Annotated in this window: 18 protein-coding genes; 1 reads left to right on the top strand and 17 read right to left on the bottom strand. The window is 44.3% G+C overall.

The genetic code is table 11. The annotated features are described in order from the left end of the window. Positions 1-10: 10 nt before the first annotated feature. The 13 genes from ACESMA_RS07375 to ACESMA_RS07315 all read right to left on the bottom strand — a co-directional run bounded on the left by ACESMA_RS07375 (position 11) and on the right by ACESMA_RS07315 (position 19537). Entirely contained in the window at positions 11-3433 is a 3423-nt protein-coding gene (locus ACESMA_RS07375; RefSeq protein WP_372948143.1) for a SusC/RagA family TonB-linked outer membrane protein, read from the bottom strand. Positions 3434-3883: 450 nt separating this feature from the next. Further along, positions 3884-5494, bottom strand: a complete 1611-nt coding sequence (locus ACESMA_RS07370; protein ID WP_372948142.1) for an SLC5 family protein — start codon at positions 5492-5494, stop codon at positions 3884-3886. A 10-nt stretch (positions 5495-5504) separates the two neighbouring features. Next, entirely contained in the window at positions 5505-6770 is a 1266-nt protein-coding gene (locus ACESMA_RS07365; RefSeq protein WP_372948141.1) for an AGE family epimerase/isomerase, read from the bottom strand. 195 nt (positions 6771-6965) lie between these two features. Next, positions 6966-7562 (bottom strand): DUF1080 domain-containing protein, encoded by a 597-nt coding sequence (locus ACESMA_RS07360; protein WP_372948140.1) that lies wholly within the window; start codon positions 7560-7562, stop codon positions 6966-6968. Positions 7563-7706: 144 nt separating this feature from the next. Beyond that, entirely contained in the window at positions 7707-8819 is a 1113-nt protein-coding gene (locus tag ACESMA_RS07355) for a hypothetical protein (RefSeq protein ID WP_372948139.1), read from the bottom strand. Between the two features lie 53 nt (positions 8820-8872). Continuing rightward, positions 8873-10777, bottom strand: coding sequence for a PfkB family carbohydrate kinase (locus ACESMA_RS07350; protein ID WP_372948138.1), 1905 nt, complete (start codon positions 10775-10777; stop codon positions 8873-8875). Between the two features lie 77 nt (positions 10778-10854). Next, complete coding sequence (locus tag ACESMA_RS07345) at positions 10855-11487, bottom strand: SIS domain-containing protein (protein WP_372948137.1); 633 nt, start codon at positions 11485-11487, stop codon at positions 10855-10857. 9 nt (positions 11488-11496) lie between these two features. Further along, a complete protein-coding gene (locus ACESMA_RS07340) occupies positions 11497-12480 on the bottom strand; it encodes an ROK family protein (protein WP_372948136.1) in 984 nt (327 codons plus the stop codon). A 38-nt stretch (positions 12481-12518) separates the two neighbouring features. Further along, positions 12519-13556, bottom strand: a complete 1038-nt coding sequence (locus ACESMA_RS07335; RefSeq protein ID WP_372948135.1) for a LacI family DNA-binding transcriptional regulator — start codon at positions 13554-13556, stop codon at positions 12519-12521. 207 nt (positions 13557-13763) lie between these two features. Continuing rightward, positions 13764-14918, bottom strand: coding sequence for an MFS transporter (locus tag ACESMA_RS07330; protein ID WP_372948134.1), 1155 nt, complete (start codon positions 14916-14918; stop codon positions 13764-13766). A gap of 13 nt (positions 14919-14931) precedes the next feature. Then, complete coding sequence (locus tag ACESMA_RS07325; RefSeq protein ID WP_372948133.1) at positions 14932-16155, bottom strand: fibronectin type III domain-containing protein; 1224 nt, start codon at positions 16153-16155, stop codon at positions 14932-14934. Beyond that, positions 16152-17561, bottom strand: a complete 1410-nt coding sequence (locus ACESMA_RS07320) for a hypothetical protein (protein ID WP_372948132.1) — start codon at positions 17559-17561, stop codon at positions 16152-16154. Before ACESMA_RS07320 ends, ACESMA_RS07325 begins: the two co-directional genes overlap by 4 nt. Then, a complete protein-coding gene (locus tag ACESMA_RS07315) occupies positions 17558-19537 on the bottom strand; it encodes an FG-GAP repeat domain-containing protein (RefSeq protein ID WP_372948131.1) in 1980 nt (659 codons plus the stop codon). The genes ACESMA_RS07320 and ACESMA_RS07315 overlap by 4 nt, the downstream gene beginning before the upstream one ends. 178 nt (positions 19538-19715) lie before the next feature. On the opposite strand from ACESMA_RS07315, the gene ACESMA_RS07310 reads away from it, so the two are divergent. Beyond that, positions 19716-22061, top strand: coding sequence for a GH92 family glycosyl hydrolase (locus ACESMA_RS07310; RefSeq protein ID WP_372948130.1), 2346 nt, complete (start codon positions 19716-19718; stop codon positions 22059-22061). 86 nt (positions 22062-22147) lie between these two features. Here the strand turns inward: ACESMA_RS07310 and ACESMA_RS07305 are convergent, their stop codons facing one another. The 4 genes from ACESMA_RS07305 to ACESMA_RS07290 all read right to left on the bottom strand — a co-directional run bounded on the left by ACESMA_RS07305 (position 22148) and on the right by ACESMA_RS07290 (position 26569). Then, positions 22148-23068 carry a PmoA family protein gene (locus ACESMA_RS07305; RefSeq protein ID WP_372948129.1) on the bottom strand — a complete coding sequence of 307 codons (921 nt, stop codon included), beginning with the start codon at positions 23066-23068 and terminating at the stop codon, positions 22148-22150. A 22-nt stretch (positions 23069-23090) separates the two neighbouring features. Next, complete coding sequence (locus ACESMA_RS07300) at positions 23091-24371, bottom strand: acetylxylan esterase (RefSeq protein ID WP_372948128.1); 1281 nt, start codon at positions 24369-24371, stop codon at positions 23091-23093. A gap of 270 nt (positions 24372-24641) precedes the next feature. Further along, positions 24642-24941, bottom strand: a complete 300-nt coding sequence (locus tag ACESMA_RS07295; protein WP_372948127.1) for a helix-turn-helix domain-containing protein — start codon at positions 24939-24941, stop codon at positions 24642-24644. Positions 24942-25363: 422 nt separating this feature from the next. Next, on the bottom strand, positions 25364-26569 hold the full coding sequence (locus ACESMA_RS07290) for an ATP-binding protein (RefSeq protein ID WP_372948126.1): 1206 nt from the start codon (positions 26567-26569) through the stop codon (positions 25364-25366). Positions 26570-26863: the final 294 nt, after the last annotated feature.

The raw sequence follows: 26863 nt of genomic DNA, 5'->3' as shown, positions 1-26863 counted from the left end.
TCTTCTCTATTTAAAAGTTAACGTTTAACTTAATACCAACCGGAATAGTCCAGGGGGCAACGTTGTAACGTTCAATCCCTTGTTTAAACTGTATTCCGCTTCCCTGAACCCCGCCTTCGGCCTGGAATGCTTTTTCCGGATCAATACCGATTCCGGCTTTGGTCCAAAGAATAATATCGCGGCTATACAACGAAAGCGTAGCATCGTTAATTCCAATCGAATTCATGGGTGGTAGCTGATAAGAAAGTGAGATTTCCCTCAGTTTCACAAAATCGGCATCAAAAAGTGCAGTTCTCGAGTAGTTCCATCCGTAGAAATCCTGGAACCGGATTGTTGGTGTACCTTCGGCTCCGAGGTTTTCCCTAACGGCTACAAAATTGCCGTTGTCGTCATAATAGCCTTCAACACCGGGCATAAAAACACCGTCATTTAGTGTTATGCCGTCTTCAGTGTGTGGCAGACCGCCAGTTTCCTGAGTTGGTCCTCCAACAACCACAAAAAATTCACCATCAGGTGATAGATATTTGTCGGCATTGTCTTTCAGGTATTGTGCAATTTGATCGCCAGACATATCATTGATTTTAACTGTGCGGTCAATCCATCGTTGCGTGTGCATATCCGATTCACCGTAGCGATAGGTTTGAGAAATGAAATCTCCGCCGTTCCTCCAGTCTAAACTGGCGCTGAGTGTCCATTTTTTATAGGAAAGCGAAGTTTGCATACCCATCAGGAAATTGGGGTTGAAATTTCCGATAACTGCGGTATTGTCGCCTTTTTCCATGTGGTTTTCCCAGTTATCTGCATCGTCCCAGCCCTCTTCATCAATAATAGGCCAGCCATGGTAAGGTGATGAAGGATCATCAACACGAACAATTACATCATCCACAATCTGGCCAATTTCATCGCCAACACGGGTAACTGCACCACCTTTGGCATCGGTCCATAAAACAATGTAATCAAATCCTTCAGCCAGTTCTTCCACTTTTGTGCGGTTTCGCGAGAAAACAAAATTTACGTCCCAATTCCAGTCTGAATTGGAAATTGGGGTAAAACCAAGGGAGAATTCCATCCCTTTACTCGAAATAAGACCGGCATTGATTTGTTTTCCGGTGTAACCCGATGAAGGAGGAAGACCAATACTCAGAATCTGGTTTTCATTTTCAGCCTGGTAATAGGTTCCGTCCAACCTTAAACGGTTATCGAAAAGGGCCAGATCTGCCCCAATTTCCCATGAAGTTTGAATTTCAGGTTTCAGGTCGGGTAACAACAAAGTTCCTGAAGTAGTTAAACGGGTCTGATTTCCCCAGGCTCCCTGGTTGCCCATTACCGCCATCAGTTTATATGGGTCGGTATCATTACCCACCATAGCCCAGCCACCACGCAGTTTGGCCAGGGAAACATCGTCGCCCATATCGAACATATTGTTCAACAACAAACTTAAAGAAGCCGAGGGATAAAAATAGGAACGGTTTTCAACTGGAAGTGTACTTGACCAGTCGTTACGCGCCGTTAAATCAAGATAAACCGCATCCCTGAATCCAAGCGAAGCCAAAGCATACAAACTGTAAATACCTTTTTGGTTCCAACCTGAATTATAAACCAGGTTGTCGGGGGAAATATTTGTAAGGCTGTAAATTCCAGGAACGATTAACCCTGAACCGTTATTTTTGGTTTGTGCCAGGCTGTTTTCAGCAAACTGGTACATGTAATTTCCACCCACTGAGGCTGACAAACTGAAATCTTCCAAACTTTTATTGTAACCGAGCAAAAAGTCGGCATTCTGTTCTCTCCGGTACAAATTTGACAAACCGTAAACGCCTTTTGCATCACGTGAATAACTGGGTGCTATTTTCACTTCACGCTTTTCATGAAACTGGTCGTGCGTATAGCGCGCCATCAAAGACAATTCAGGAGTAATTTGCCAATCGAGACGTGCATTTCCAAACACCCTGTCGCGCCGAAAACTGTTGTTAACTTCGTGTGCCAAAAAATAAGGGTTGTTTATGAAGTCACCCCTGCCGTAAGTACCATCAGGATTTACTTCAAGATTATACGGTGCACGCTGCATAATTCCTTCCTGCCCGGGTTCCCAGTAATCTTTCAAGTCGTCAATATTGATATGAGAATTCAAATCGAACAACGCCTGCAACGGGTTTGCTCCACGGTTACTGGTTGAAGGCCGGTTGTCGGCACCCGAAGTTGTAAAGTTAATACTTGAACCAAGCGTAAGTTTTTCAACAATTTTTAATGAAGAGCTGAGACTAATGGTATTCTTATTCAAATCGCTGTTGGGAATAATCCCTTTGTGCTGCATATTATTATAAGAAAGCCTGTAGTTCAGCCGCTCTTTTGCATCGGTAATGGCAAAACCATTAGTAGTAGTAATTCCGGTATTAAAAAAATCTTTATAGTTATCCGGATGCGAAACCAGTGGTCGGGCTTCGAGTTCGCCGTTTTCGTTAAAATAAGGCCACTGGTAAGCCATCATACCTTTGTCCAGTTCAGGGCCAACCCAATATGAATCTCCAACCGGAACATCATAATACGGCAAACCGTTATTCGGACGATCATCCTGCGTAAATGGCCGGCGACCATTGGCAAGCAAAGTATGCGTTTCAATGTATTTGTAAGGACTTTCAACTACGGTATTCGATGTAATATTTACACCCAGTCCTTTCGATTTTTTACCTGATTTTGTGGTAATAAGAACTACCCCGTTACCAGCACGCGAACCATACAAAGCGGCGGCGCTTGGTCCTTTCAGTACCGAAATACTTTCAATGTCTTCCGGGTTAATGTCTGAAATTGCGTTCCCAAAGTCAGGCTTGTTTTCACGCCCAATTTCCTGAACGTTATTCAGTGTGTTATTCATCGGAATTCCATCCACAACAAACAGTGGCTGGTTGTCGCTGGTTAGCGATGAAGCACCACGAATGACCATACTTACCGAAGACCCTGGTCCGCCTGTAGAATTTATGGTTACACCTGCCACTTTACCTGAGAGGGCATTCAGCACGTTTTCCTGTGCCACGCGTTGCAGGTTTTCTCCTTCAACCTCAGAAACCGAATAGCCCAGCGACTTCTTTTCACGTGAAATACCCAGTGCGGTTACAACCACTTCATCCATGCCAATAGATGCGGTGTTCATGGTAACATCAATAACCGACCTGCCGTTTACAGCAACTTCCTGCGTTTCCATTCCAACGAATGAAAAAACCAGGACAGACTGGCTTTCAGGAACCCTCAGACTGTATCGGCCATCCATGTCGGTGACCACACCCTGCGTTGTTCCCTTAACCAAAATAGAAACTCCAGGCAACGATTCGCCTGTGTTGTCCTTCACAGTTCCGCTCACCTGCACTTGTGCCTGAGCATAAGCTGAAAAAAGAACAACCATTCCCAGTAAAAGCATTTTGAACAATTTGTTTTCCATAAGGATTAGATATTAAATTAACAACAATTACAATTCATATTTAATTGAACAATACAAATCTCCGAAATGCTAAATCGTTAAACCACTATAATTTTATTCAATTTACATAGAATTTTAACCCTTCAATTTAAATTAATGTTTATGATTATCATAAAATGTTAAAATCTCATTAAATAGAAGTTAAAATTTAATCAATTTAGATCAAAATAAATGAGGTTATATTTTAGTTGAAATTCGGGATTTTATACTTTTATCCAATTATAAAAATATTGAACTTTCCTTTATTGCCAATAAAAAGATGACCATTAGAAATTTAAATTTAAAATTACAAATGTTCATTAACGAATATTGTCAAATTAAGATAAAAAGCTCTTATTGATAGAAATACAAATAATATTCAAGAAAATTAACCCGAAAAGAAGATCAAACTAATCTATCTGATCATTTTTTTCAGCTTAACCATATATATAAAGAAATAGTTATTGCCGAAAGTATCCCCAGGTGAAGCCGCCAGTCAGTTATGCCGGAAAAATGTGCCACTTTCCCTGAAAAATTGAGTGTGGTTTTTTCCAGTTTTTCCGGTGAAGTTTTTTCAGTGAATGCCGAAACAAGGAACAAAATTCCGGTAATCAGAATTTCGGCCCACAACCCGCGGAAACCAAAATTGAGGGTATATTTGTAATGCAGAAACGGGAATATACTTTTGCCGGTTTCAGGTCCCAGAAACTGGTCAATAACAAAAATGGTAGCCATAATAACACCCGCAATTACCGAAACCGTGGCTCCCCTGAGCGTTACTTTTTTACTTACAATTCCAAAAAAAATGGCTGGAAAAACCGGAATAACCAGGTAAGCAGTAATGGTTTGCAGGTATTTATATAATCCTTCTTCATTTTTATAAACCAGCCAGGCGGCACCAATTCCAAACAACACCACAATAAAAATTACAAACCGACCAATCAGCACCTGCCGCTTTTCAGAAGTTTTGGGCCGGAATTCCACCACAAAATCACGCACTACCAGCGTGGAAACTGAATTCAAAACCGCAATGAGTGAAGTAATTAACGCCGCCACCAGCGAAGCCAGCACCAGTCCGCGCACCCCCGATGGCAGTAACTGGTTCAGCAATACAATAAAGGTTTGCTGCGATTCATCGCCCTCCAATCCGGGGAAAAGTGCAAATGCAATTACACCCGGCAGGGCAAAAATGAATACCGGAAACATTTTCAGAAAAACGGCAAACATGGCGCCCCACCGGGCCTGTTGCAGGTTTGGTGCAGCCAGAACGCGCTGCACATTCACCTGGTCGATTCCCCAGTAAAAAATACCGGCATAAAAAGCGGTGGCAATAATTCCCCAAAACGGGTAAACCGGATCTTCAACCGGAGCAGCAATCACCATCGCCTCGGGTACTTTTTCCATTAATCCGGCCCAGCCGCCTACTTTATCGAGACCGATAAAAAGCATTATGGAACATCCCACAATCATAATTACAGTTTGAATGGTGTCGGTGTAAGCCACCGCTGTAAAACCGCCAATGATGGTAAAAACAGCTACAATCATTCCGGTATAAAAAACGGTGGTCATCACGCTCCAGCCCAGCAGACTGTTCATTACCAACGCGCCGGCAAACAGTGTAAAAGCCAGTTTGGTCATGATGCTAATTACCAGCATCAATCCTGAAAAAAACAGCCGTGCATTCCGGTTGTACCTGATTTCAAGAAATTCAGGGATGGTGAAAATTTTATTTTTGATGTAGTAGGGAAATAAAATGGCACAGGCAAACCCAAGCGTAATGGCGGTCGTCAGTTCCACCGAACCTGCTGAAAGCCCGTATCGGTACGAATCGCCCGAAAGTCCCACCAGGTGCTCGGCACCAATGTTGGTTGCAAACAGAGAAGCACCGATTATCGGCCATTTGATTTTTCTTCCACCCAGAAAAAAATTAGAACTGTTTTTCCCGGCACTTCTCCGGTGGGCCATGTACAAACCCACACCCAGGCTGCCCACTAGCACAAAAAGTCCAATCGTCCAGTCCAAAAAGTTTAGTGAGATACTCATGGATTCAGTTTTATTTTATTAGTTTTTCCATTCGCTTAATACTCTGAACCATCGCCCTTACGGTGTGGTAATTGATTTTCCAGGAATGGCCCATGTGGGTCCAGATGGGTTCTCCACGGCGGGTGAGCAATGGATACCATTCGCCAACACCTTTGTTGATAACCTTGTTGAACACAAACCGGTGGACGTTTTTGTAAGCTTCCCAGTACTTTTCGTCGCCCAGTAAAATCAGGGCATCGAGCAAACCAATTAACACCTCGGCCTGTTGCCAGAACTCTTTTTCGCGGTCGTAAACGCCGCCCGAGTGCGGTCCTTCCACAAACACACCGCCAAATTCATAATCAACACCGTTTTCGATGGTGTGGTCGTAAATGGTGCGGAACAAATCCGAAAAGTTTTTTGGCTCTTCTTTCAGAATTTCCAGCGCATGGTTCAGCAGCCAGGCAAATTCGGCGTTATGCCCGTAACAGGTATTATCGGTGGCATTTCCTTTCTGTCCTTCTTCCGAAAACCGATCCCAGCCCCAGATAATGTCAAACTTAATTTGTGGCGCAACCGACCAGTCTTTGTAAAACTGCGGAATACCGGTTTTGTATTGGGGGTGAATGATGCGGTTCAGCAACAAATCAATTACTTCCAGCAGTTTCCGACGATGCACATCCTGGCCCGTATATTCATAAAGTGTTGTGAATGCTTCCATCAGGTGCATGTGCACATCCAGGGTTTTACGGTCTCCCCCCTGACTACCCATTCCGCAAAGTGTCCAGTCGCGGTGAAACATTTCCCAATATCCGCCATACATGGAATCGACACAGTATTTCTGAATCAGGTCGAAAACTTTTTCCGCGTATTCGATACCGCGTTTGTCGCCGGTGGCCAGTGTGTATTCACTCAGCGAATAAATGGCAAAACTGTGTCCGTAAATGATTTTTTGGTCGATTTTCACATTTCCTTTCCTGTCGAGCATCCAGAAAAAACCGCCGTGCTCTTTATCCCACATTTTTTCGAGCAGAAAATCCACGCCATGCCGGGCCATTTCGGCCAGTTTCCCGTTTCCGTAACCCGCCCGGTGAGCCGATGAAAGCGTATAAAGACAACGGGTTTGTGCAATCAGCGATTTTTCGTCTTCACCGGTATCGTTCCCTTTTTCATCGAAATGGGTGAGGTACCCGCCATTTTTTTCATCAATCATCCGCGAAGTCCAGAATGGCAGGAGTTCGTTCACCAGATGATTTTCAGCTTCCTGTTTAAGTTGAATGAGTTCTTGTTTATCCATCGGTTTTATTTGTTTTAAGTTGAAAAAGAATTATCCGGCAAATAAAAAGATTAATGGCTAAAGTCTCTCTACGAAGCGGTTTTCACTATTGCCCCCGGCTTAAGCCGGGGGTTAAATTTGAAGAAAGAAAAACTTGCTTTAGCCGTTAATGATAAATAATTCATTATCAATGAAATATTAAATTTTATTCTTATTTCATTTTGATAAATCTCGGTAAACCAAATCTTTGGCTTCAATCTTCATTCCCGGGTTATGGCCCTGAATGGCAAAATGCCCCGATTTATATTCATCGTCTTCGTAAGTCATTACCCGTTTGTTATTCACCCAAAACTGAATTTTGTTTCCCACCACTTTAATTCGATATGAAAACCATTCGCCATCTTTGGTAAGGAGTTTTGTGGCTTTGCCAGTCGGTGTTCCCGGTTTCCAAAGCCAACCGGTGTGGGCATCCTGATTATGGCAAATCTGGGCTTCGTAACCGCGCGGAAATCCATCGGGATTATCTGCCGGCGGAACAGCCCGGAAATAAAATCCGCTGTTGGTTTTCTCACCGGAAATTCGGAATATGCCTTTAAACTCAAAATCGGTGGCAGTTGCGTCAGTATAAATATGCCCCATTCCATCTTCACCAACCAAAACGCCATCCTGAACGTACCATTTTGCATTTCCCCTTACAAACCAGCCGGTCAGGTTCTTTCCGTTAAAAAGTGAAATCCATTTTGATTTGGCCTGAATTGAATTTACATTGCCCATCAGTAATCCAATCATCAGCAATAAAATTATTCGTTTCATCTCATTAAAATTGTTTGTTTTTAAATGTATTCGATGGAACTCCCATGATTTTAATAGTGCTTGTTTGTGAAGCATTTCTGCATGGTCGTTTCATCTCCTCTGGTTTTAAAATTGAAAATCTTTGAAATCAATCGTTTGGTAAATTTATTCGTTTGCATTTAATTTCTGGTACAGCGCCAGTAAAAAATCGCGGTTATCGGCTGTAAGGTAGTGCATTTCACCGCCCATACGATGAAAGGTTTTGCAGTAACGCAGGTAATACGCGGGGTTGTCCATGGGCGGTTCGCCATCTTTGTCCCAGTCCCAGTCCGATTCGGCCAAATCCACCACCAGAATGTAATGATTGTCGATGTGGCTGCCGTGCTGGATTTCCATGTTTTGCACCATGGAGAGCGACTTCTCAAAAATCATGGGTGACATCACCGCCGAACCCACTGACATGTACACCCCGTCTTCGAGATTGCTCACACTGTTGGCGTAACAGAGAAAATCGTTTTCAGCCGTGCGGCCAACAGATGCACCGTGGTTCATGGGATGTGTGTAAATGATATCGTGTCCGAACATGGGATGGCCGGTAAACGGCACTTTCAACGCATAGGCGTTTCCCTGCACCGAGTAGTTTTTATACGGATGTGGAATTTTCATGAATCCGGACGGCAGATTGAAATGCTTGATTAACCCTGCAAAATCGACAGCAGCAGCTGCTTTTCCGGAATCGGTTTCCATGTTCTTCCGGGCAAAATCATATAAAAATGAAGTTTCCGGAATGTCCAGCCCTTCACGGTGCACCATTTTGCCCACCGATTCGCCGTAACCCAAACCTTCGTATGCACCCACCACCAGCGCCAGATTAATGTAAAAGTCGGTGTCGTCCCAGATGCCAAACTGCCCGAGATTGACGTTTTCGCGCACATCTTCGCTTGATTTTCCCTGGAAGGCAAACTCCCAGTCGTGAATGATTCCGGCGCCGTTGGTTGCCAGGTGGGTTACCCAGCCCTCTTTCATCAGGGCAATGAGTGTTGGCCCCATGCCGTTCTTGATGGTATGCGCACCAAACGCCAGCATCACTGAACGGTTCAGCTCCCGTGCTTTTTTGATGCGGGCAACGGTTTTGTCAATCAATTGAATTCCGGCTTCCGTTAAATCCCTTGGTGGCTGGTTCAACGGAATGTGGTCACGTTCAATGTAAACCTTGTTTTTCCGGTCGGCCAGCCGTTTGATGTCCAGTTTGTTTCGGTCGAATTTTGGATATGGCATTTTTTCAGACAATTAGTAGTGAGTACGAAGTATTGAGTATAAAGTATTAAAAATTATTCATTTACGTTCAACAACTGAAGCAGCTTCGGCAACTGCGAAAAATCGGGAATGATGACATCCGCCCCCGCTTTGATGAGCCGCGAACGTTTGCTTTCGTTCAGGCTGTGGCGTTTCACCTCGTTGCTGGCAATGCCAATGGTTACCCCGCCCCGTTTGCGGGTTTCGCGGATTTCCACCGGACCGTCGCCAAAAGCCGCCAACTGGCCGGTTTTCGATTCGCCAATGGTATTGAGAATCCGGTCGAGCACCATTTTTTTGGCTTCTTTAGTTACATCGCCCACAGCACCGTAAATTCCGCCTTCAAACAGATAATCGTAGCCCAGGATGCGGGCTTCGTTTTTTACGTCTTCCTCGTCGGTGCCGCTGGCGAGATAAAGCGTAACGCCGGCATTGTGCAGCTTTTCCAACAGCGAAACCGCATTTTTCAGTGTAAAATCTTCCACAGCCAGTTCACCACGCAACAGTTTGGCTTCACGTTCTTTCACCATGGCCAGCAACTCCTTGTTATAAATTTCCTTGTAACCAAATTCATCCAGTATCTGGTTTTCGGGAACCAGGGCGAACTCTTTCACCAGTTCAACCAATCCTTTCATTTGCACCAGGGTTTGAATGCCGGTGGTTTTGTCAACAAAATCGATAACACGGGTGTGCACTTTGTGGTACAACGCTTCGTCGGCATCGTGAAAATGTTCGCCCAGAATGGCTTTCATCATCATGGGAACCATTATCTGCTCCCAGCCTTCGCGCAGCGTTGAAATGGTGCCGTCGTGGTCGAAAATGGCATGACTGATTTGCAGCTTTTGCGGCCACTCGTTAACGATTTCAATTTCGGAATCGTTCCAGTAACAGGCGTGGCGGATGTCTTCGGCCAACTCCGGACTGTACACAAAATCGGGGTCGGAGCCCATTTGCAGGATTTCTGCGGGAGAAGCTGTTCCGGTCTGAAACAGTTTCTGCACCGTAACTCCGGCCACATAGGAACCGATTTCTGCTGCGGTTTGCATTTTGTATCCGGCAGCCAGTGTTGCTGCTGCACCTGCCAGGTAACTGTCTCCGGCGCCCACAGGATCTACTTTCGAGATAATCATTAACCCGTAAATATCAGTTACGCCTGTTTCGTCAACAATTACTGAACCCCGCTCACCACGTGTGATAAACACCGGTTTGCCAAATTTTTTGTACAACCGGGCTGCTGCTTCTTTCACTTCGGAATAAAGCACTACATCGCCGGCATCTTTTTTCAGTCCGATTAAATTGGCAGCTTCGCGGTCGTTCATTTTCCGGAAAGCGCCATCGTAAACCTCACTGTAGTTGCGGCTGTCGGCAATAAATATTTTGTCCGGGAACTGAAAGATCACCTTAACCAGTTGTTGCCTGAAATATTCGGTATGAATGCCTGACAAAACCTGCTGATTGACAATCACAACATCCACCTGCGGAATTTCGTTTATCAGCAACCCGATGAGCCGGTCGGCGGTGGAATGTGATAGTTCGTTGAAGTTCCCAAAGTCGATGCGGTTTTGCTCCACATCCGCAATGTAAGGTTTGGTATAAACGTGTGTTGACCAGTTTCCTTCTTGGATAATCAGGTTTTGCGGGTTAATGCCATTTTCCTGCATCACCTTCACCATTTCGGTTCCAAACGGGTCGGGGCCAATCACGCCAAATGCCCTGACGTCTTTTACACCCATTGCTGTAAGGTTATTGGTCACGTTGCCGGCGCCACCCAGCGAATAGCGCTGCTGTTTCACCGGCCGGGTAAGCTGTCCGGTTTCGATGGAGATTTCGCTTTTCGATTCATCGATAAACCAGTAGGCATCCAGGCAGAAATCGCCCACCACCGCAATTCTGACCGATTGGATGTCGCTGATGATTTTTTGCAGAAGTTCTTTTTTCATGGTTATATTATTTTAACTTTTTTCAGAATTAACGCTGAAAATTCCGGCTACTTCCGATCGTTTCCTGATGGAATTTGTTAGCCAAAAATTTCCTTTTCAACCATCATACAAAGCGCATGGTAAACGGGTAAATGCAACTCCTGCACATAGGCTATTCTTGTTGCCGGAACATTTATCAGCACATCACACAAATCCTTCATTTTGCCGCCGGTTTCGCCGGTCAGTCCAATGGTTTTCAGTCCTTTTGCCCTGGCAACCATCAGAGCGTCCATCACGTTTTGCGCATTTCCTGAGGTACTCAGCGCCAGCAACACATCTTCGGCATTTCCGTAGCCTGCCACCTGCTGTGCAAAAATGAAATCGCCACTTATATCGTTGGAAATGGCTGTAATCAGCGAGGTGTGCTCCGAAAGCGAAATGGCCGGCAATCCCTGCTGAAGTTTTTCTGACAGAAAACTGCCACGCTCGCCAAATTGCGATTTCAGTTTTTGCTGAACTTCGGTTTGCAGCGGACGTTTCACCTCAAAACTTTTCATCAGCTCACCCACAATATGGCCTGCATCGGCACTGCTTCCGCCATTGCCGCAGACCAGAACTTTTCCGCCATATTGGTAAGATTCTATCAATATCTCCGCAGCTTTCCTGATGGGTTCTTTCAGATGTCCGAGATTCTCGTGCCGTGCAACCAACTGATTCAGTATATTTTCCATGTCTTGCTTCTAAAATTCTTCTTCATAAAGTGCCACACACAAAGCGGCATAATCGCCGATGGATTCCCCCAGTTCAGCCGGTTTAATCCGGCAAACTTCCAGCGCAGAAGGTATCGCCTCCTCTTTCAAAATACGTTCAATATGCGGCTTGAACAATGCTTCATTGCGGGCATAAATGCTCCCAATAACGATACATTCGGGATTCAGCACATCGATTAAAACCGCCAGACCACGCCCCAGATATTCTCCGGAAGTCTTGATAATTTCAGCAGCAACCAGATCGCCGTCATGTGCAGCCAGTGCCACATCTTTGGCTGTTAAAGAGCCGGCGTTTTCTATATTGGGGCAAAAAGCCACCGGTTCGCCGTTTTTCAGTTTCTCAGAAACCACTTTTTCGGCCAGTTGGGCAATGCCGCCGCCGCTGCAAAAACCTTCGAAGGAACCTGGTTTCCCAAATCCCACCGGGCCCGTTTCGGCCAGCCGGATGTGGCCAACCTCGCCACCCAAATCGTTGGTTCCGGCATACAATTGGCCGTTCAGAATAAGACCGGCGCCCATGCCGGTTCCAAAAGTGAGGAAAACCATATTGCGGGTTCCTTTTCCGGCGCCCATCAGCCATTCGGCAAGCGCACAGGCGTTGGCATCGTTCTGAATGGCTGCAGGAACTTCATATTTTTTACTGAATATTTCAACAATGGGTACGTTATCCCAACCGGGCAAATTGGGCGGCGAATAAATCATACCTTTTCGTGAATCGAGCGGACCACCGCAACTGATGCCAATTCGTTTCAAATTTTCTTTGGGAAATTCAACAAAAAGATTTTCAATATGCGTAAAAAATTCCTCCAGAATTTCGGCATAACCTCGTTCGCCGGTGCGTGTTTCAAACTGAATTTTACGGTGAATCTTAAAATCACCTGCGCCAACAACAACCGCACATTTGGTTCCGCCAATGTCAATTCCCAGATAATATTCCTTTTTGTTGTCTTTCATTTTTCAGTTTGTCATTCCTGTTAAATCGTTTTAGCAATTTATGAAAAAAATATGCGCACGCTTGATTTTCTGATTCTTAATTCTGCATTAAGCACAATTTTCTCTGTTTCTTTTTTTCTTCCTTTACTATTCAACCAATCCATTAAAAGCTTTACCGACTGGCTTCCGATTTCTTTTAACGGCTGCGCTACTGCAGTTACTGGTGGATTGCTAATGCGAAAGGCATCGGGGTCGTCGAAACTCACCACAGCCATATCATCCGGTATGTTCAAACCCAGTGAATGAATGCTTTCCAAGCCCATTATGCCCACTTTACTTGTCGTAAAAAATATGGCATCCGCTTTTATTTCGTCGGAGAATGCAAGTTGTTTTATAGCTGCTTCAAAATCGTCTTTCTCGTGTGAAAACGGCATAATTTTTATGAGTCGTTCGTCCGGATTCTGCTGTGCATCCTGTAAAGCCTTTTTATAACCCTCTAACCGCTGACGCATGTTATTAAGTGTATTGTTTACCGTAATACACGCAATGTTCTGATATCCCTGATCAATTAAATGTTTGGTGGCATCGTAAGCTGCCTGAAAATTGTCGATAACAATAGCATTAGATTCTATTTCAGGGAAATAGCGGTCGATGAGTACATAGGGTAATTTGCTTTTTTCCAGCTTTTTTATTTGTTGTTCGCTACCGGCCGGAGGCGAAATAATCAGCCCGTCCACCTGTCCCTGCTGTAGCATTTCCAGTTGCAGCCTGAAATTTTCGGCATTTTCGTCTGAACTGCAAAACATCACCCGGTAGCCGTGTTTTGAAGCTTCTTTTTCGATCTCGCGGCCCAATTTGCCAAAAAACGGGTTGGCAATGTCGGCAATAATCAGTCCGATAGTATTTGTTTTTCCTGTACGCAATCCTTTGGCAATCTGGTTGGGCTGGTAATTCAACTCTTTGGCCACAGCAATAACCTTTTTACACACTTCCTCGCTTATGCGATGTTTCCTCCCTTTTCCGTTGAGAACCAGGGAAACCAGCGTTTTTGAAACACCCAGCCGCACTGCAATATCATTTAACGAGGTCTTTTTCATCTCCTTCAATTTGTTGGCTTTCAAACAAAAATAAATATTTCGCAGCTACATAAATGCAAAAAATCTATTGTTTTAAAACTTGTACGTTTCTCAAAATACAAAAATCTCCCGGTTTTTGAAGATAATTGTTCAAATGAACGACAGAATTATGAGAATTGCTTCTGGTTTGTTGGTTAATTTTTATGCAATTTTGACTTTACATCCGTTTTATAAATGCTTCTTCACATAAAAGGAAACCCAAAGCACATACAGCATGCAAACGCCAATGACAAACATGCTGGCAAAGGGAGAAACCACGGTACTTACCAACCCAACCACCGGAGGAATTACTGCTCCCCCGGAAATGGCCATTATCAGCAAGCCGGAAATTTCATTGGCCCGGCCGGGCATTTTTTCCAGCGAAAGGGAGAAAATAACCGGGAACATATTACCAGCTCCCAGCCCGGTGATAAAAATGAAAACAAGGGCAACAAAATAAACAGGTGAGAGCAGCACTCCGCCAACTCCCACCAGTGCCACTAAAGCTGTAAGCATAAGGAATGGACGCGGTTTTATCCAGTTCAGCAGAATAGCCCCGCCCAGACGGGCAATAGTTTCACCGGCAAAAAAAACACTGATTCCGATGGCTGCTTTTTCAAGCGTCAGTCCGAACTTTGCCATGAGAATATTGGCAATGTTGGTGTTGATGGCTACTTCGGCGCCCACAATCATAAAAATGGAGAGCGCCATAAACAGCACAAAACGGTTTTTCAGCAACCCAAAACACGAACTGAACGTAGCCGGTTTTCGTTCAGGTTTCGACTCTGCAATGGGAGTAAAACCCAGCCAGATAGCCGCCAGTACAGAAGTAATTCCGTAAACGGCAAAAACCAGTTTCCAGTCGCCGAACCGAACGGCCAGGAAGGTGGCAAACAGCGGTCCGGCAAAGGAAATCATTGCTTTGATAAACTGGCCGGCGCTCAAAAAACTAGGGAGTTTATCCCCCGGTGAAACATCCTGCAACAGGGGATTGGTGGAAACCTGAATGAGTGTGTTTCCAATGCCGAGCAACAGAAACGAGGCGAACATCATTCCGAAAGAATAATGCAAAAACGGAAGTCCCAAACCAATGGCCTGAATCACCATCCCGGTATTGAGCATGTTCCGTTTTCCTACTTTATCCTGAAGTACCCCAGCCGGAACCGACAACACAAAAAACCAGACCAAAACCATCATGGGCAAAAACTGGGCGGCAAAATTGGTAAGCTCAAAATCCTGTTTGATGTAACCGGTTGCCACGCCAATAATATCCACAAATCCCATTACCACAAAGGAGAGTAGAACGGGAAATAACCTGCTCCAATTGACTTTCTGCGCTGTCATTGTCTATTTGATATTATTTGTTCAAAATAAATTCATCGAAAAGTTCTCCGCTGGCAGTATAAGACTGGTAACTCAATTCATTCCCGTCGATGGAAATTAACTGGTACAGTTGCTTGTCGGCGCCGGAATGTTCCATCCAGTCTTTGTCGCCAGCCTCGTACATTTTGGGACCGCTCACCGAAACCACATACATTACTTTGTGACCGGCTTGCGGATTGTCGGAAACCCGGCCCCGCCCGTAGGAATGATCGTGCCCCGAGAGTACCAAATCCACTTTGTATTTTTCCAGAATGGGTTGAAAATGTTTACGCAGGTGTTTGTTGTCGCGGTTTTCTTTGGGCGAATAAAAAGGCAAATGCGTGGTAACAATCACCCACTTTTTGGTGTTGGCCTGCAATACCGAATCGAGCCAGACTTTTTGCGCCTGCATCGGGTAACCGTTTTCATTTTCCAACTCCGAATCAACAGCAGAGTCGATGGAAATAATTCTGAGATTTTTGTAATCGATAACAAAACAGGTACCTTCCAATCCTTTGGGACCGTTTGTTGGTTGGGTGAATTGCGCATTCCAGTGCGGGTCGAGCATCAAATCGTTGTAATCGTGGTTTCCTGGTGTCATCACCTGCGGAACCATACCGTAAATAAATGAGCCGGCATGAAACCACTCGTGCCATTCCACATCGCGGCCGGCACGGTTGATCAAATCGCCGCAGTATAGCATAAATCCACAATCGGGGGCGTGCCGGTATGCTGAGCGGATTACCCGCGACCACTGCGATTTCAAATCGTTTTGCGGATCGCCGAAATAAATGAAGGAAAACTTATCGTTTTCGACTGACGGAGTTTGGTATTCGAACCACTCGCTCCAAAAATCGCTGGCGCCAACGCGGTAAATGTACTTTTTGCCTGGAATCAAATCTGTAAATATGAAGGAATGCTGATTAGCATCAATCACAGGTTCGTCGCCGTATTCGTATTTTATAGTGGTTGTTTTGGCTTTGAACGTTTTTGAATCTTCCTTTTTTAAGGGTCCTTCTGCAGCCGGCTGCAATTCACAAAAACCTTCGGAAACAGAAACATCGGTTCGCCAGGTGATGGCCACCGAAGTGGCAGGGTTCTCGGTTAGGTTTAAAACAACCCGGTCAGGAATTGGCGAAGGCGCATTGATTTGAGCAAACAATAAATTTGCACATAAAAACAAAAATGCGGTGAAAAACAGAATTTGAAAACGTTTCATTCCGGTAATAATTTTTGATGTTTTTTCGTGTTGAAAATAATCCACGAAACTACAATTGCATTAACAATAAAAAAGATATCTACAAAAAACCGGTTGCAAACAATCTGGCAAATACTCATCCCACTCACCGACAAACTTCCGGAAAGGAAAAACAGCCTGAGCAACGAAATTCCGATGCACGACCAAATGAGAAGCAAAAACAGGTTTATTGCACTGTTTTCACGACGGTTGTAATAAAAGGTTAAAAGTGAAACTATAGCAGTCATTAAAAACACCCATAAAAAGTGCATAGTGAATGGCGCCCAGGGATTCAAATCCGGATACAAATCGCGGATTAAATCGATGGCTGCATGGCAAAAAGTAAGGGTGATTCCGATTTGCCAGGCCATTTTGGGAAACCGCATAATAACCAATACAAAAACAAATCCGTAAAACCCATAATTTACTAAAACACGGGCCACGCCACGCACCATGGAAAGCGCAAAACCATCATTCACACTTTCGGCATAAACAAAAGATTCCAGTAAGTTGGGCCACAACCAATATGTAAACACTGCAACAGCAAATAAAATTCCCAATTCACCCGAAATTGATGAAAAACCAATTTCAGAAGTTTTTTCAGGTTGGTTTATGTTTTGAATTTCTTTCCTGCTTTTCCAGGCAGCCAGTCCCAGTGAAGCGCCCAGCAGCAGACCAAAAGTAAATTCCATGGCTTTCCACCAGTTCCCAAAAAGAACATCGGGCAGGTGGCTTCCCAAAACCATCCAGAACCCGCCAAGGCCGAATCCCAGTCCACCACCAACCATCCCGTAAAGGGCAAACCGGCGAACCATTTTATAATCGGCAGATGCAATTTTAACCCGAAGAAAAACCAGCAAAGCCAGCGCCCCAAACAACAGTGCAGCCCACGATTCGGCACGCGGATTAGCCGGATCGGAAAAATAGAGCAACATGGGTTCGTTAACCAGCTTGAATCCAAGGAAAAATCCGGTCAACATCAGCAAAAGCGCGTAAATGATGATTTTTTTAGGAATCCGGTGGAACAAAAATCCCAGGGAAAAAACGGTGCCTCCCAGCAATCCCCAAACCGCTCCTTTTAATGTGGTTCCGGCAGTTCCCCACCAAACCGTGTCAGGATTTCGTAAAAATCCCAGCGTTTGTCCGTAGGTCATTTCTCCACCCAAACCAATTCCGAAAACCCCGAAAACAACTACAATTGAAGTTACACTTGCAGGGAGTTTTAACAGCAGTGAAATACTTAGCGCCACCATAGCACCGGGAATCATTGCACCAAAAGGGCCGCCGCCGATATGGCCGCGCAGCCCCCAGCCCAGCATCATAGCCAATGCAGGAAGAGCAACAAACATGCCTTGAGAAAAGGTACTGTGTTTTATCAATTTATTCATTTTTTCGGTTCTTGTGAAAAGTAATAAAAATGTCCGTCCTCAGCTCCCAATAACAATTCAGGCAATTTGCCTTTTCCCCAATTCACAATGGTTGGAGAAGTGGTGTGCCCCGCAATTTTTTGCTCAGACAAGGTACCCGCATGCCTGAAATACACCTTTCCGTTTTCTGTTTTTACATTTTCGAAAAGCGATGCATTTACGCTGTTTAGAATCAAATCATAATCACCGTCGCCGTCCCAGTCAGCAACGCACAATTTGCGGCGTCCGCTACCGCCTGCTTCGCGGTTGTTCAGTTTCAGCAACCCGGGCGTTTCGTCCACCACATTGTTTTTGCTGTCGAACACCGAACCATTTACCCCGTAAAAAATACGTTTACCCGGCTTCAATTTTCTGACACCGTTTTCAAGGTACCGTTCGTAAAAACTTAGGTAGCCTTCGGTATCGAGCATGATTAAATCAGTCAGGTTGTCCTTGTTCCAGTCGATGGCAAAAGGTGTGGTTCGCCATTGCGTCACTAGTTGTTTTTTTTCAGGATTCCACCAGTTCCAGGCAGGTTTTGGCGGATTTCCCTCGAATTCGGCCTCAATTGTCCGGGCTTTTTCCAGTTTTGGCTTAGCTGGAGTTCCCACATTTTTGTACCAAATTATTTTTCCAAAAATAGAATTGGCAATGATGTCGTTTAATCCGTCGCCGTCCCAGTCGGCAACTGACAATGTGGTGTACCCCCATTTTCGTTCAGCCGGTCCCTGAATAGAACCATTTACACCTGCCATAATCCGAATGGTTTCACCGCCGGCTTTCAGGTAAACCGGTTTGTTCCAGCTGGGAGGATTTCCGCCATCCAAATTTTCTATAAATGCAATGTAACCTGCTGAATTGCCGGTTATCAGGTCTAGATCACCGTCGTTGTCCCAGTCAACAGCAAACGGAGTGGCCAGCGCTCCAAACTTTAACAAATCAGCCTCTTGCTGAAAATAAACAGGCGATTTGAACACCGGCATCCGGTTTTTCACCTTGCCCGTGTTTTCAATAAAAGCAACTCTGCCGTCTTCATCGCCCACTATCAAATCAACATCGCCGTCGCCATCCCAGTCAACCGCTGTGGGCACAATCATCTGAAGATTCATTTTAATGATTCCCGTTTCATTCTCCAGAAACCTTCCTTCGGCATAAACTGGTTCACTGCGGGAACCTACATTTTCAAACCAGGTAAGCCGGTCTAAAAATTCGCCGCAAATAATATCCAAATCGCCATCGCTGTCAAAATCCATGAAGTTGGGCGAAGGGGCACCATACACGTCGATGGGTTTGTCGCCGGCCTGAATTTTTCCGCGGTTCGTATATTCGCCATCAACATTTTCAATAAAAAAAACATGACCATGCAGCGGGCCGTTGGTCCAGTTTCCCTTTTCGTCAAACGCATTGTCCCAGCCGTAATCGCCCCAGTCACTGATGCCGGCAATCAAATCCTGATCGCCGTCGCCATCGTAATCCACATATTTCCACTGGCTGAAACGTATCTTTTTGAATTCACTTTCAATCTCTTGTATGGAAAATAATTCAACCGGCTGACTGAATCCATTCTCCCTGAAATTTTGATATTCAATTCCGCGTCCCAGTACCCTCGGTTCTTCGTTTACATAAACAACCTGAAGGTTTTTGTCGCCTCTTTCAATTTTTTGGGGCGGAGCAAAAACAGGCATTTGCACATCTTTTCCCGAAGTGTTTTCAAAAAACCAGGTTCCGTTGAACGGCGTGTCAGGGCATGAAACGACCAAATCCATGTCGCCATCGTTGTCATAATCCATGGGCAGCGGCCAGGCCCACAATCCCACGCCCAAATCCACTACCAATCCTGGGTTGTTGTATTTCAGCCTTTTGAAAAGAAGGCCTGTTTCTTCCTTTTCCGGGGAAAACTGTCCCACGCAAATTAACACTGATACCAAAAACGGGATAATTGAAAAGACCTTTTTCATTTTTTTCATTTTTATGAGCTGGTTCCTGCTTAAACAAAAAAACAGGATCATACCTTAAAAAACTTCTGTTTTTTTATTCAATGCAAATGGAATATTGACCTTCTGCTTGTTTTTGCCGTTCTGTTTTTATCTTTGAGGTTAATATTCTTAAAGTTCAAACCAGATAATTGATAAAAAGATGAAACAGTTGAAGCCTTTTTTCCTGTTTATGCTGATGCTGGCAACGTTTTCTTCAGCACAGACGCAAAACCCCGTTGACTATGTGAATCCGTTTTTGGGCACCGATTTTTTCGGGCATACTTTTCCGGGCGCTTCCCTGCCTTTTGCCATGGTTCATGTGAGTCCCGATACCGGCACCGAAGGCTGGACCCACTGCGCTGGATACATCTGGCAGGCCGGTTCCATCATGGGTTTTAGTCATACCCACTGGAGCGGCGTGGGCATGGTCGATGGCGGCGACATTCTGCTTATGCCGGTGGTTGGCAACAAAATGCAGCTTACTCCGGGAACCGACGAAAACCCGGATGACGGTTACCGCTCGCGCTTCAGCCATTCGCGCGAATCGGCCTCGCCTGGTTACTATTCGGTTTTTCTGGAAGATTACAGCATTGAAGCCGAGCTAACCACTACGCCGCGTGTGGCTTTTCACCGTTATACTTTTCCCGAAGCAGATAATTCAAAAATTATTGTGGATTTGGGTCATCAAATCGGACAAAAAGATGAAAACGATTGGGCTGAAATACGAATAATCAACGACCGGCAGATTGAAGGCGAAAAAGTGGATGGCCCGGGCAAAATATATTTTGTGGCTGAATTCAGCAAACCTTTTCTTTACTACGGAACCTTTGATGCTGAATATGCCACGCCCGAATCGGGAGCAGCGGTTTTTGCCTATAAAAATGCCGAACGGGGGAAAAGCATCGGGGCGTTTGTTACCTATAATACTTCTGAAAATGAACAGGTTTTGGTGAAGGTGGCCATTTCTTATACCAGCATTGAAGGTGCACGGAAAAACATGGAAGCGGAACTGCCCCACTGGGATTTTGAACGGGTGAAAAACGATGCCCACAATACCTGGGAAAACGAGTTGGCGTGCCTTCAGATTGAAGGTGCTACCGATGCCCAAAAGGAAATTTTTTACACCTCGGTTTACCGTTCATTGCTGGCGCAGTACATTTCGCAGGATGTGGACGGGAAATATTTTGGCGCCGACGGGAAAATTCACATAGCCAAAGACTACAACTTTTACGGTTCCTTTTCGTGCTGGGATACTTACCGCTCCCAACACCCGCTGCTGACGCTTATTGCACCCGAACATGTGAACGACTTTATCAAATCTATTGTGGACAAAACCAAACAGTACGGCTGGCTTCCGGGGCAGCATTTTCAGAATGTTTTTGGCGAAGGTATGGTGGGCGACCACCTGGTTCCGGTGGTGGTGGATGCTTACCGAAAAGGATTCCGCGACTATGATGTGGATTTTATTTACAACGCCATGCGCACCAAAGCACTTGAATTCCCCAAACCACCGGTTTCAGTGGATGCCGCGCGTTCAGGATTAAAATACACCAACGAACTGGGATACATTCCGGCTGACCGGATAACCGAATCGGTTCCGAAAACCATGGAATTTTCTTACGATGACTGGTGCATTGCCCAAATGGCCAAAGAGTTGGGTAAAGAATCGGATTACAACCTGCTGATGCAGCGCTCGGAAAACTATAAAAATGTGTGGGATAAGGAAACAAAATTTATGCGCCCCAAAATGGCCGATGGCTCGTGGCTTGAACCGCTGAACGGACGGGAACAGGAGATTGTGAAAGAGGACGACCATTCGTATTACAAATATTTCGACCCGCTGCTGGTGGGCCGCCGCCCCAACCGCCACTACACCGAATCCAACGCCTGGCAGTATGTGTGGTCGGTGCAGCATGATGTGCCCGAATTAATTGATTTATTTGAAGGCACGAAAAATTTCACCAAAAAGCTGGACACCTTTTTTGAAATGAGTCCGCTGATTTCACCACCCAAATATGTGGGCGTGGTGGGCACTATCGGGCAGTATGTGCACGGAAACCAGCCGTCGCACCATGTGGCTTACCTGTACAATTTTGCCGATCAGCCGTGGAAAACGCAATTTCGGGTCAGGCAAGTTTTGGAACAGTTTTACCGGCCCGGACCGGGCGGACTTTGCGGCAACGAGGATATGGGATCGCTTTCGTCGTGGTACGTGCTAAGCGCCATGGGTATTTATCCGGTTACGCCCGGAAACCCGGTGTACATAATTGGCAGTCCCCTGTTTGAAAAACTGACGTTGCAAACAGAGAAAAACAAAACATTTACGGTAATTGCACGGAACAACTCTTCTGAAAACGGTTACATTCAGAAGGCCAGTTTTAACGGACAACCATTTGACCGGACCTGGATTTCGCATGAGGAAATTGTGGACGGAGGCGTACTGGAATTTGAAATGGGATCGGAACCCAACAAAAAATGGGGAACGGGGAAGCAGGCGTTGCCATAAAACAGAAATGGCTTCAGCTACATTTTTTATGCGGCTGAAGCCTTTTTTGAATTTACCTGATAATCCAAAGGCAATTTATATCATTCCTAATTCTCCAAAACCTTTCTAATTTTCCTGTCGTTCATTTTTCCGGAATAGACCAGGAGTGAATATTTTAATACCAGCGGCACCGACGTTAACACCGGCACGGTTCCGTTTCCGGGGAATGCGGCATTTTGCATGCTGTTTTTTGCCCTTAAAATCCAGGGTTGCGGGAAGCCCGGATTAGACGGATTGTCTAAAATCACGATGCCTGCATTTTTGCCACTTTTTCCTATACTCCCGGAAATATTGATGTAACCGGGCGACTCCACTGCAGTATTTTCAGGTTTTACTTTTCCGTTTGGCCCGAAAAAGGTAAAATCATCGGGTAAAACCATACGTACCGAAAAACCGCTGTACCCCTTTTCGTCTTCCGAACCGCCAATGGAGAGGCCATCTTCCAGCGCCTGCAGGCTGATTTCAAAATCAATCCGGCGGTAATTCCCGGTTTCGGGATGAATGGTTATGTTGGTACTTTCCTCCAGGTAGGGCACTTTTTTGCCGTTTTTCTTCCACTGGTCCGAAAGCCAGTTCACTTTGGTTTTCAGTAGCGCCGAACCGTCTTTCTGGGCCCAAAACTCAATGTCGGTCACCTTCTGATTGAAATCTTTAATTTCCCAGGGATCGCCAATTCGTTTGCCGTCGATCCACACCTGGTGCCATGCCCAGAAAATGCCGCGGTGGTGCAGGTGGTCTATGGGGAAATCCTCGGTTAAAACTTCGCCGTCAACTCCCCACAATGGATGGATGTAGTTGCAGCGTTCGTATTCGCCTTCGTAATTTTTAGGGTCAGCCTGGTAAAAAAGCACCTTCTCCCCATTTTCGAGGAAAAGCAGTCCGCCTTCTTCTTTTTGCATGGTAACCTGGGCGTTCAGACTCCACGAAATAAGCAAAGTAAAAAATACAGATAGCGCGATTCGTTTCATTGATTATTGGTTTTTCGGCATTCTACTTCAGCAACTGCTCCACCAGCCAGTTGTCTTTTTGTTCCCGTTGTTCGGGGAAAGTCCAGTGCTGGGTTTCCTGGAAGATGTGCAACTCTTTTGGCGCCTGAACCACGTTGTAAGCCGCGTGCATCGAGGTAGGCGGACACACATTGTCGTTGTAGCCCCAACTGTACCAGCCCGGCACTTTTACAAAACGGGCAAAATTCACCACATCGTAATATTTCGAGGTTTCCACTTTTTCGGGTTTGTTGGTGAACCCGTCGCGGAACATGTGCGGCCAGCCGCCTGCCCTGTTATGCAAATAGCCGGTTAAATCGGAAAGGGCCGGATAAAAAGCTGCCAGATAGTCGATGCGATCGTCAAGTCCGGCAGTGATAATGGAGAGCGCCCCGCCCTGGCTCCCGCCGGTAACGGCAATGTCTTCGCCGTTAAAACAATCGAGCCCTTCAATAAAATCGACAGCCCGTACACAGCCCAGGTAAACGCGTTTGAAGTAGTAGTTGTCTTTGTCGTCTAAGTTGGCCCGCCAATAACCATCCAGCGCACCGCCGCCCAAATCAGTATAAACGCTGGGATCGAGGTTCACCGGGATGCCGTGAATGCCTATCTGGAATGTGATGATTCCCTTTTCTGCATTTCCCACATCGCCGGAATAGGGTCTGATACCGGCGCCCGGAACATGCAAAATGGCCGGGTATTTTCCTTCGGCTTTGGGTTTGCTTAATATTCCGTAAATTTTCCCTTTGATGTTGTCGAGGCGCACATGGTAAACATCCACCTTGTCGGAGCAGCGTTCGGGCATCAGCGTCAGCACCGATTTTACCGGCACTTTGGCCAGTTCGGCTTTGGCTTCTTTCCAGAACAGCTCAAAATCAGGCGGCAATGTGGTGGTGGGCTCAATTTCGTTGGGCGAAAAACCGGCCGTGGCATACGACGAGTATGTTTTGCCATCCACCTCCACCGAAGCGTGGCACCGCAAAAAACCGGCCTCGCTGAACCGTTTGGCTTTTACCGAAACCACACCTTTTTTGAGTGTAAGTGTGCCTTCTTCCCAGTCGTCCATTTTTTCGGGGTTGATGCGGTAATTCACTTCGAAGCCGTCGAGCGGCACATTGTTTTGCAACACGGTAATCTGAAATTCGGCGCGGTCGCCTTTTTCGTAGGTCCAGTCGGCCCTGTCGGGTGTGACGATTACCTGAACCAGTTGCCGGGCAGGCTGTCCGGCAGTTTGAAGAAAAATTCCCGCAGCAAGCAGGAGCATGAAAGTAAATCTGAGTCTCATCTGTTTTATTTTTAGTTTATTATTGCTCATTAAATCCGGTTATAAGTTAGCACGGATTTCAAATCCGCGCCAGCTTTTGATGCCGGAATATTGAATCCCGAAATTAAAAATTTAAATGGAATTGAAAGGCCAACAGAATAAAAAGGGTTCTTTTTGGCACGGAGCGCCAGCGGGGGAACCGCTGTTGCTTACCGCTCCAATTCCCGCTCTGAAATATGTACTTTGTAATAGCGCTGTAGTTTAATCTTTGTTTAGATATATCGTTTAAATTTAGTTAATTGTCAATCCTAATTTTTTTCCCAATCCCTCTTCAAAAATTTTAAACAACGTGGAAATCTGAATATCTATTTTTCCATTTTCCAGTCGGGAGATATAACTTTTTTTAGTTCCTGTTTTTTTTGCAAGGTCATCTTGGGTGAGATGAGCTTTTTTTCTTTCTTCTTTTATCATTTCTCCAACAATAAATGCTTTGGCTTTTACCTCAAATTTATCACGTTTTTCTGTACCCGGTTTTCCGTATTTGATGTCCAGTAATTCATCAAAATTTGTTGCATCTTTTATTGTTTTCATTTTCTGTCTCCTTTTTTATTCTTATTTCATAAAGTCCATCCGTATTTTCAATATGCTGCAAAAATTTCTGAGGAATTAAATCCACTGTTTTTACCACTTTAAACACATATTCAATTTTTTCCTGAACCGATGAATCCAGCGAAATATAGAAGTCAATAAAATAGTTTTTATAAAATTTTATTTCCCGGGTTATTTTGCAAAGTTAACAAGTTTGTAAACAACCTGGCATGTGAATTCAAAATATTATCGAGGATTTTTCTTTTTTTACAATGTGCAACGGTCACGTATATGAAACTTTTGGCATTTCGAAGCACTTTCCTGTCAAGTTACAAGTGCTTTCGATGCGGGCTGAAATACTCAATAACGCACTGACTGCCAAATGTTTTATATGAATATTGCCAACAGGCTTTTTTTGTCATCTGTCACACCATTTTTAAACAAAAGTCTTTAACATGCATTCGTTTAATTCCCTTATAGGTTGATAATTCAGTCAATTCATCCATTGTTACAACATATTTTGGAAAATTATCGGATATTTCAAGTAAATTTCCATATTCTCGATTAATAGTTTCCTCGTTTGTTAACATGTAGGCAACTTGAACATAAATCTTTTCTCCGGACTTTTGTGCGATAAAATCAATTTCTTTATTTCCCTCTTGCCCAACAGTTACCGAATAGCCTGCCATTCGCAAGTGCAGATAAACAACATTTTCCAATAATTTATGAATGTCATTTGTTTTGTAACCAACAATTGCATTACGAATACCAATATCTTCAAAAAAGTACTTTTCTCCAATTTCAAATACTTTTTTACCCTCGATTCCTGTTCGCTTTACTTTGAAAATCAAAAAAGAGGTTTCCAAATAGCCAAGGTAGTCTATAACAACTTGGGTTGAAATATTTATTTTTTGAGATTTTAGATATTCACTGATTTTCTTTGAGGAAACGATACTACCGATATTGTCTGCTAAAAAGGCAATCAAATTTTCAAGGAACTTTACATTTCTAACCTTAAATCGGGCAACAACATCTTTGAGTAGAATTGTGTTGTATATACTTGTTAAATACTCATATGCAACTTGCATTTCAGTATTCAGGTTAATAAGGTATGGTAATCCACCAAATTTAAGATAGTTCTGAAATGTAGCTACTGAATCCTGTAAATTATAAAATACTAAAAACTCAGTATAGCTTAGACCAAATACTTTAATTTCAATATATCTACCACTTAAAAAAGTAGCGAGTTCGCCCGAAAGTAAATTAGCATTGCTTCCTGTGCAATAGATATCGTAATTCCCTCTGGTAACAAGGTCTCTTAATGTAATCTCAAATGATTCAATGTCTTGTATTTCATCAATAAAGAGTGCTACTTTGTCGTTTTCCTTTACATTTTCTTTCAAATAGAGAAACAGGTCATCTGAATTTTTAATTTTTGAGAACTCATGTTGTTCTTTATTGATATAAATTATCTGAGTATCAGGATTCTGTTTTTTAATTAGGTCTCTCACTTGCATTAACAGGTAGCTTTTTCCAACTCTGCGCTGTCCAATCAATACCTTTATCAATGATTTACCAATAAATGGCTTTAATCTATCAATATAAAGTGGTCTTTCGATGTATTCAGTCATTTCATCTATATTTTAAACTTCATACAAATATATAAAATTCTTCAATCATAGTTAAATATTTTACCATTAACATATATTTCTTCAATTAAAACTGAAACATTCATTAATAAGTCAATATTCTTCAGTTATAGATGCAATGGATTCTAAGCTTGTTGTTACCTTTTTATCTGTCCCACTTTCCCTAATCCATCACACAACCCGTTGCAACATAAATTCAGGTTAAGGTGGAATTTATTTTTAAGCATTCCCGAGGATAAAAAACCAAACTTCATCTCCGGTTTTCCGGGGATGCTG

It is taken from the genome of Mariniphaga sp. (assembly GCF_041687215.1).
Classification (GTDB): domain Bacteria; phylum Bacteroidota; class Bacteroidia; order Bacteroidales; family Prolixibacteraceae; genus Mariniphaga.
This window is presented reverse-complemented; position numbering and strand designations above follow the sequence as displayed.

What these genes read in the sequence shown, in the direction of transcription:
- ACESMA_RS07340 (WP_372948136.1), bottom strand. Translation starts at nt 12,480, where the DNA reads ATGAAAGACAACAAAAAGGAATATTATCTGGGAATTGACATTGGCGGA.
- ACESMA_RS07360 (WP_372948140.1), bottom strand. Translation starts at nt 7,562, where the DNA reads ATGAAACGAATAATTTTATTGCTGATGATTGGATTACTGATGGGCAAT.
- ACESMA_RS07325 (WP_372948133.1), bottom strand. Translation starts at nt 16,155, where the DNA reads ATGAAACGTTTTCAAATTCTGTTTTTCACCGCATTTTTGTTTTTATGT.
- ACESMA_RS07310 (WP_372948130.1), top strand. Translation starts at nt 19,716, where the DNA reads ATGAAACAGTTGAAGCCTTTTTTCCTGTTTATGCTGATGCTGGCAACG.
- ACESMA_RS07315 (WP_372948131.1), bottom strand. Translation starts at nt 19,537, where the DNA reads ATGAAAAAGGTCTTTTCAATTATCCCGTTTTTGGTATCAGTGTTAATT.
- ACESMA_RS07355 (WP_372948139.1), bottom strand. Translation starts at nt 8,819, where the DNA reads ATGCCATATCCAAAATTCGACCGAAACAAACTGGACATCAAACGGCTG.
- ACESMA_RS07365 (WP_372948141.1), bottom strand. Translation starts at nt 6,770, where the DNA reads ATGGATAAACAAGAACTCATTCAACTTAAACAGGAAGCTGAAAATCAT.
- ACESMA_RS07305 (WP_372948129.1), bottom strand. Translation starts at nt 23,068, where the DNA reads ATGAAACGAATCGCGCTATCTGTATTTTTTACTTTGCTTATTTCGTGG.
- ACESMA_RS07335 (WP_372948135.1), bottom strand. Translation starts at nt 13,556, where the DNA reads ATGAAAAAGACCTCGTTAAATGATATTGCAGTGCGGCTGGGTGTTTCA.
- ACESMA_RS07295 (WP_372948127.1), bottom strand. Translation starts at nt 24,941, where the DNA reads ATGAAAACAATAAAAGATGCAACAAATTTTGATGAATTACTGGACATC.
- ACESMA_RS07320 (WP_372948132.1), bottom strand. Translation starts at nt 17,561, where the DNA reads ATGAATAAATTGATAAAACACAGTACCTTTTCTCAAGGCATGTTTGTT.
- ACESMA_RS07375 (WP_372948143.1), bottom strand. Translation starts at nt 3,433, where the DNA reads ATGGAAAACAAATTGTTCAAAATGCTTTTACTGGGAATGGTTGTTCTT.
- ACESMA_RS07350 (WP_372948138.1), bottom strand. Translation starts at nt 10,777, where the DNA reads ATGAAAAAAGAACTTCTGCAAAAAATCATCAGCGACATCCAATCGGTC.
- ACESMA_RS07290 (WP_372948126.1), bottom strand. Translation starts at nt 26,569, where the DNA reads ATGACTGAATACATCGAAAGACCACTTTATATTGATAGATTAAAGCCA.
- ACESMA_RS07330 (WP_372948134.1), bottom strand. Translation starts at nt 14,918, where the DNA reads ATGACAGCGCAGAAAGTCAATTGGAGCAGGTTATTTCCCGTTCTACTC.
- ACESMA_RS07300 (WP_372948128.1), bottom strand. Translation starts at nt 24,371, where the DNA reads ATGAGACTCAGATTTACTTTCATGCTCCTGCTTGCTGCGGGAATTTTT.
- ACESMA_RS07370 (WP_372948142.1), bottom strand. Translation starts at nt 5,494, where the DNA reads ATGAGTATCTCACTAAACTTTTTGGACTGGACGATTGGACTTTTTGTG.
- ACESMA_RS07345 (WP_372948137.1), bottom strand. Translation starts at nt 11,487, where the DNA reads ATGGAAAATATACTGAATCAGTTGGTTGCACGGCACGAGAATCTCGGA.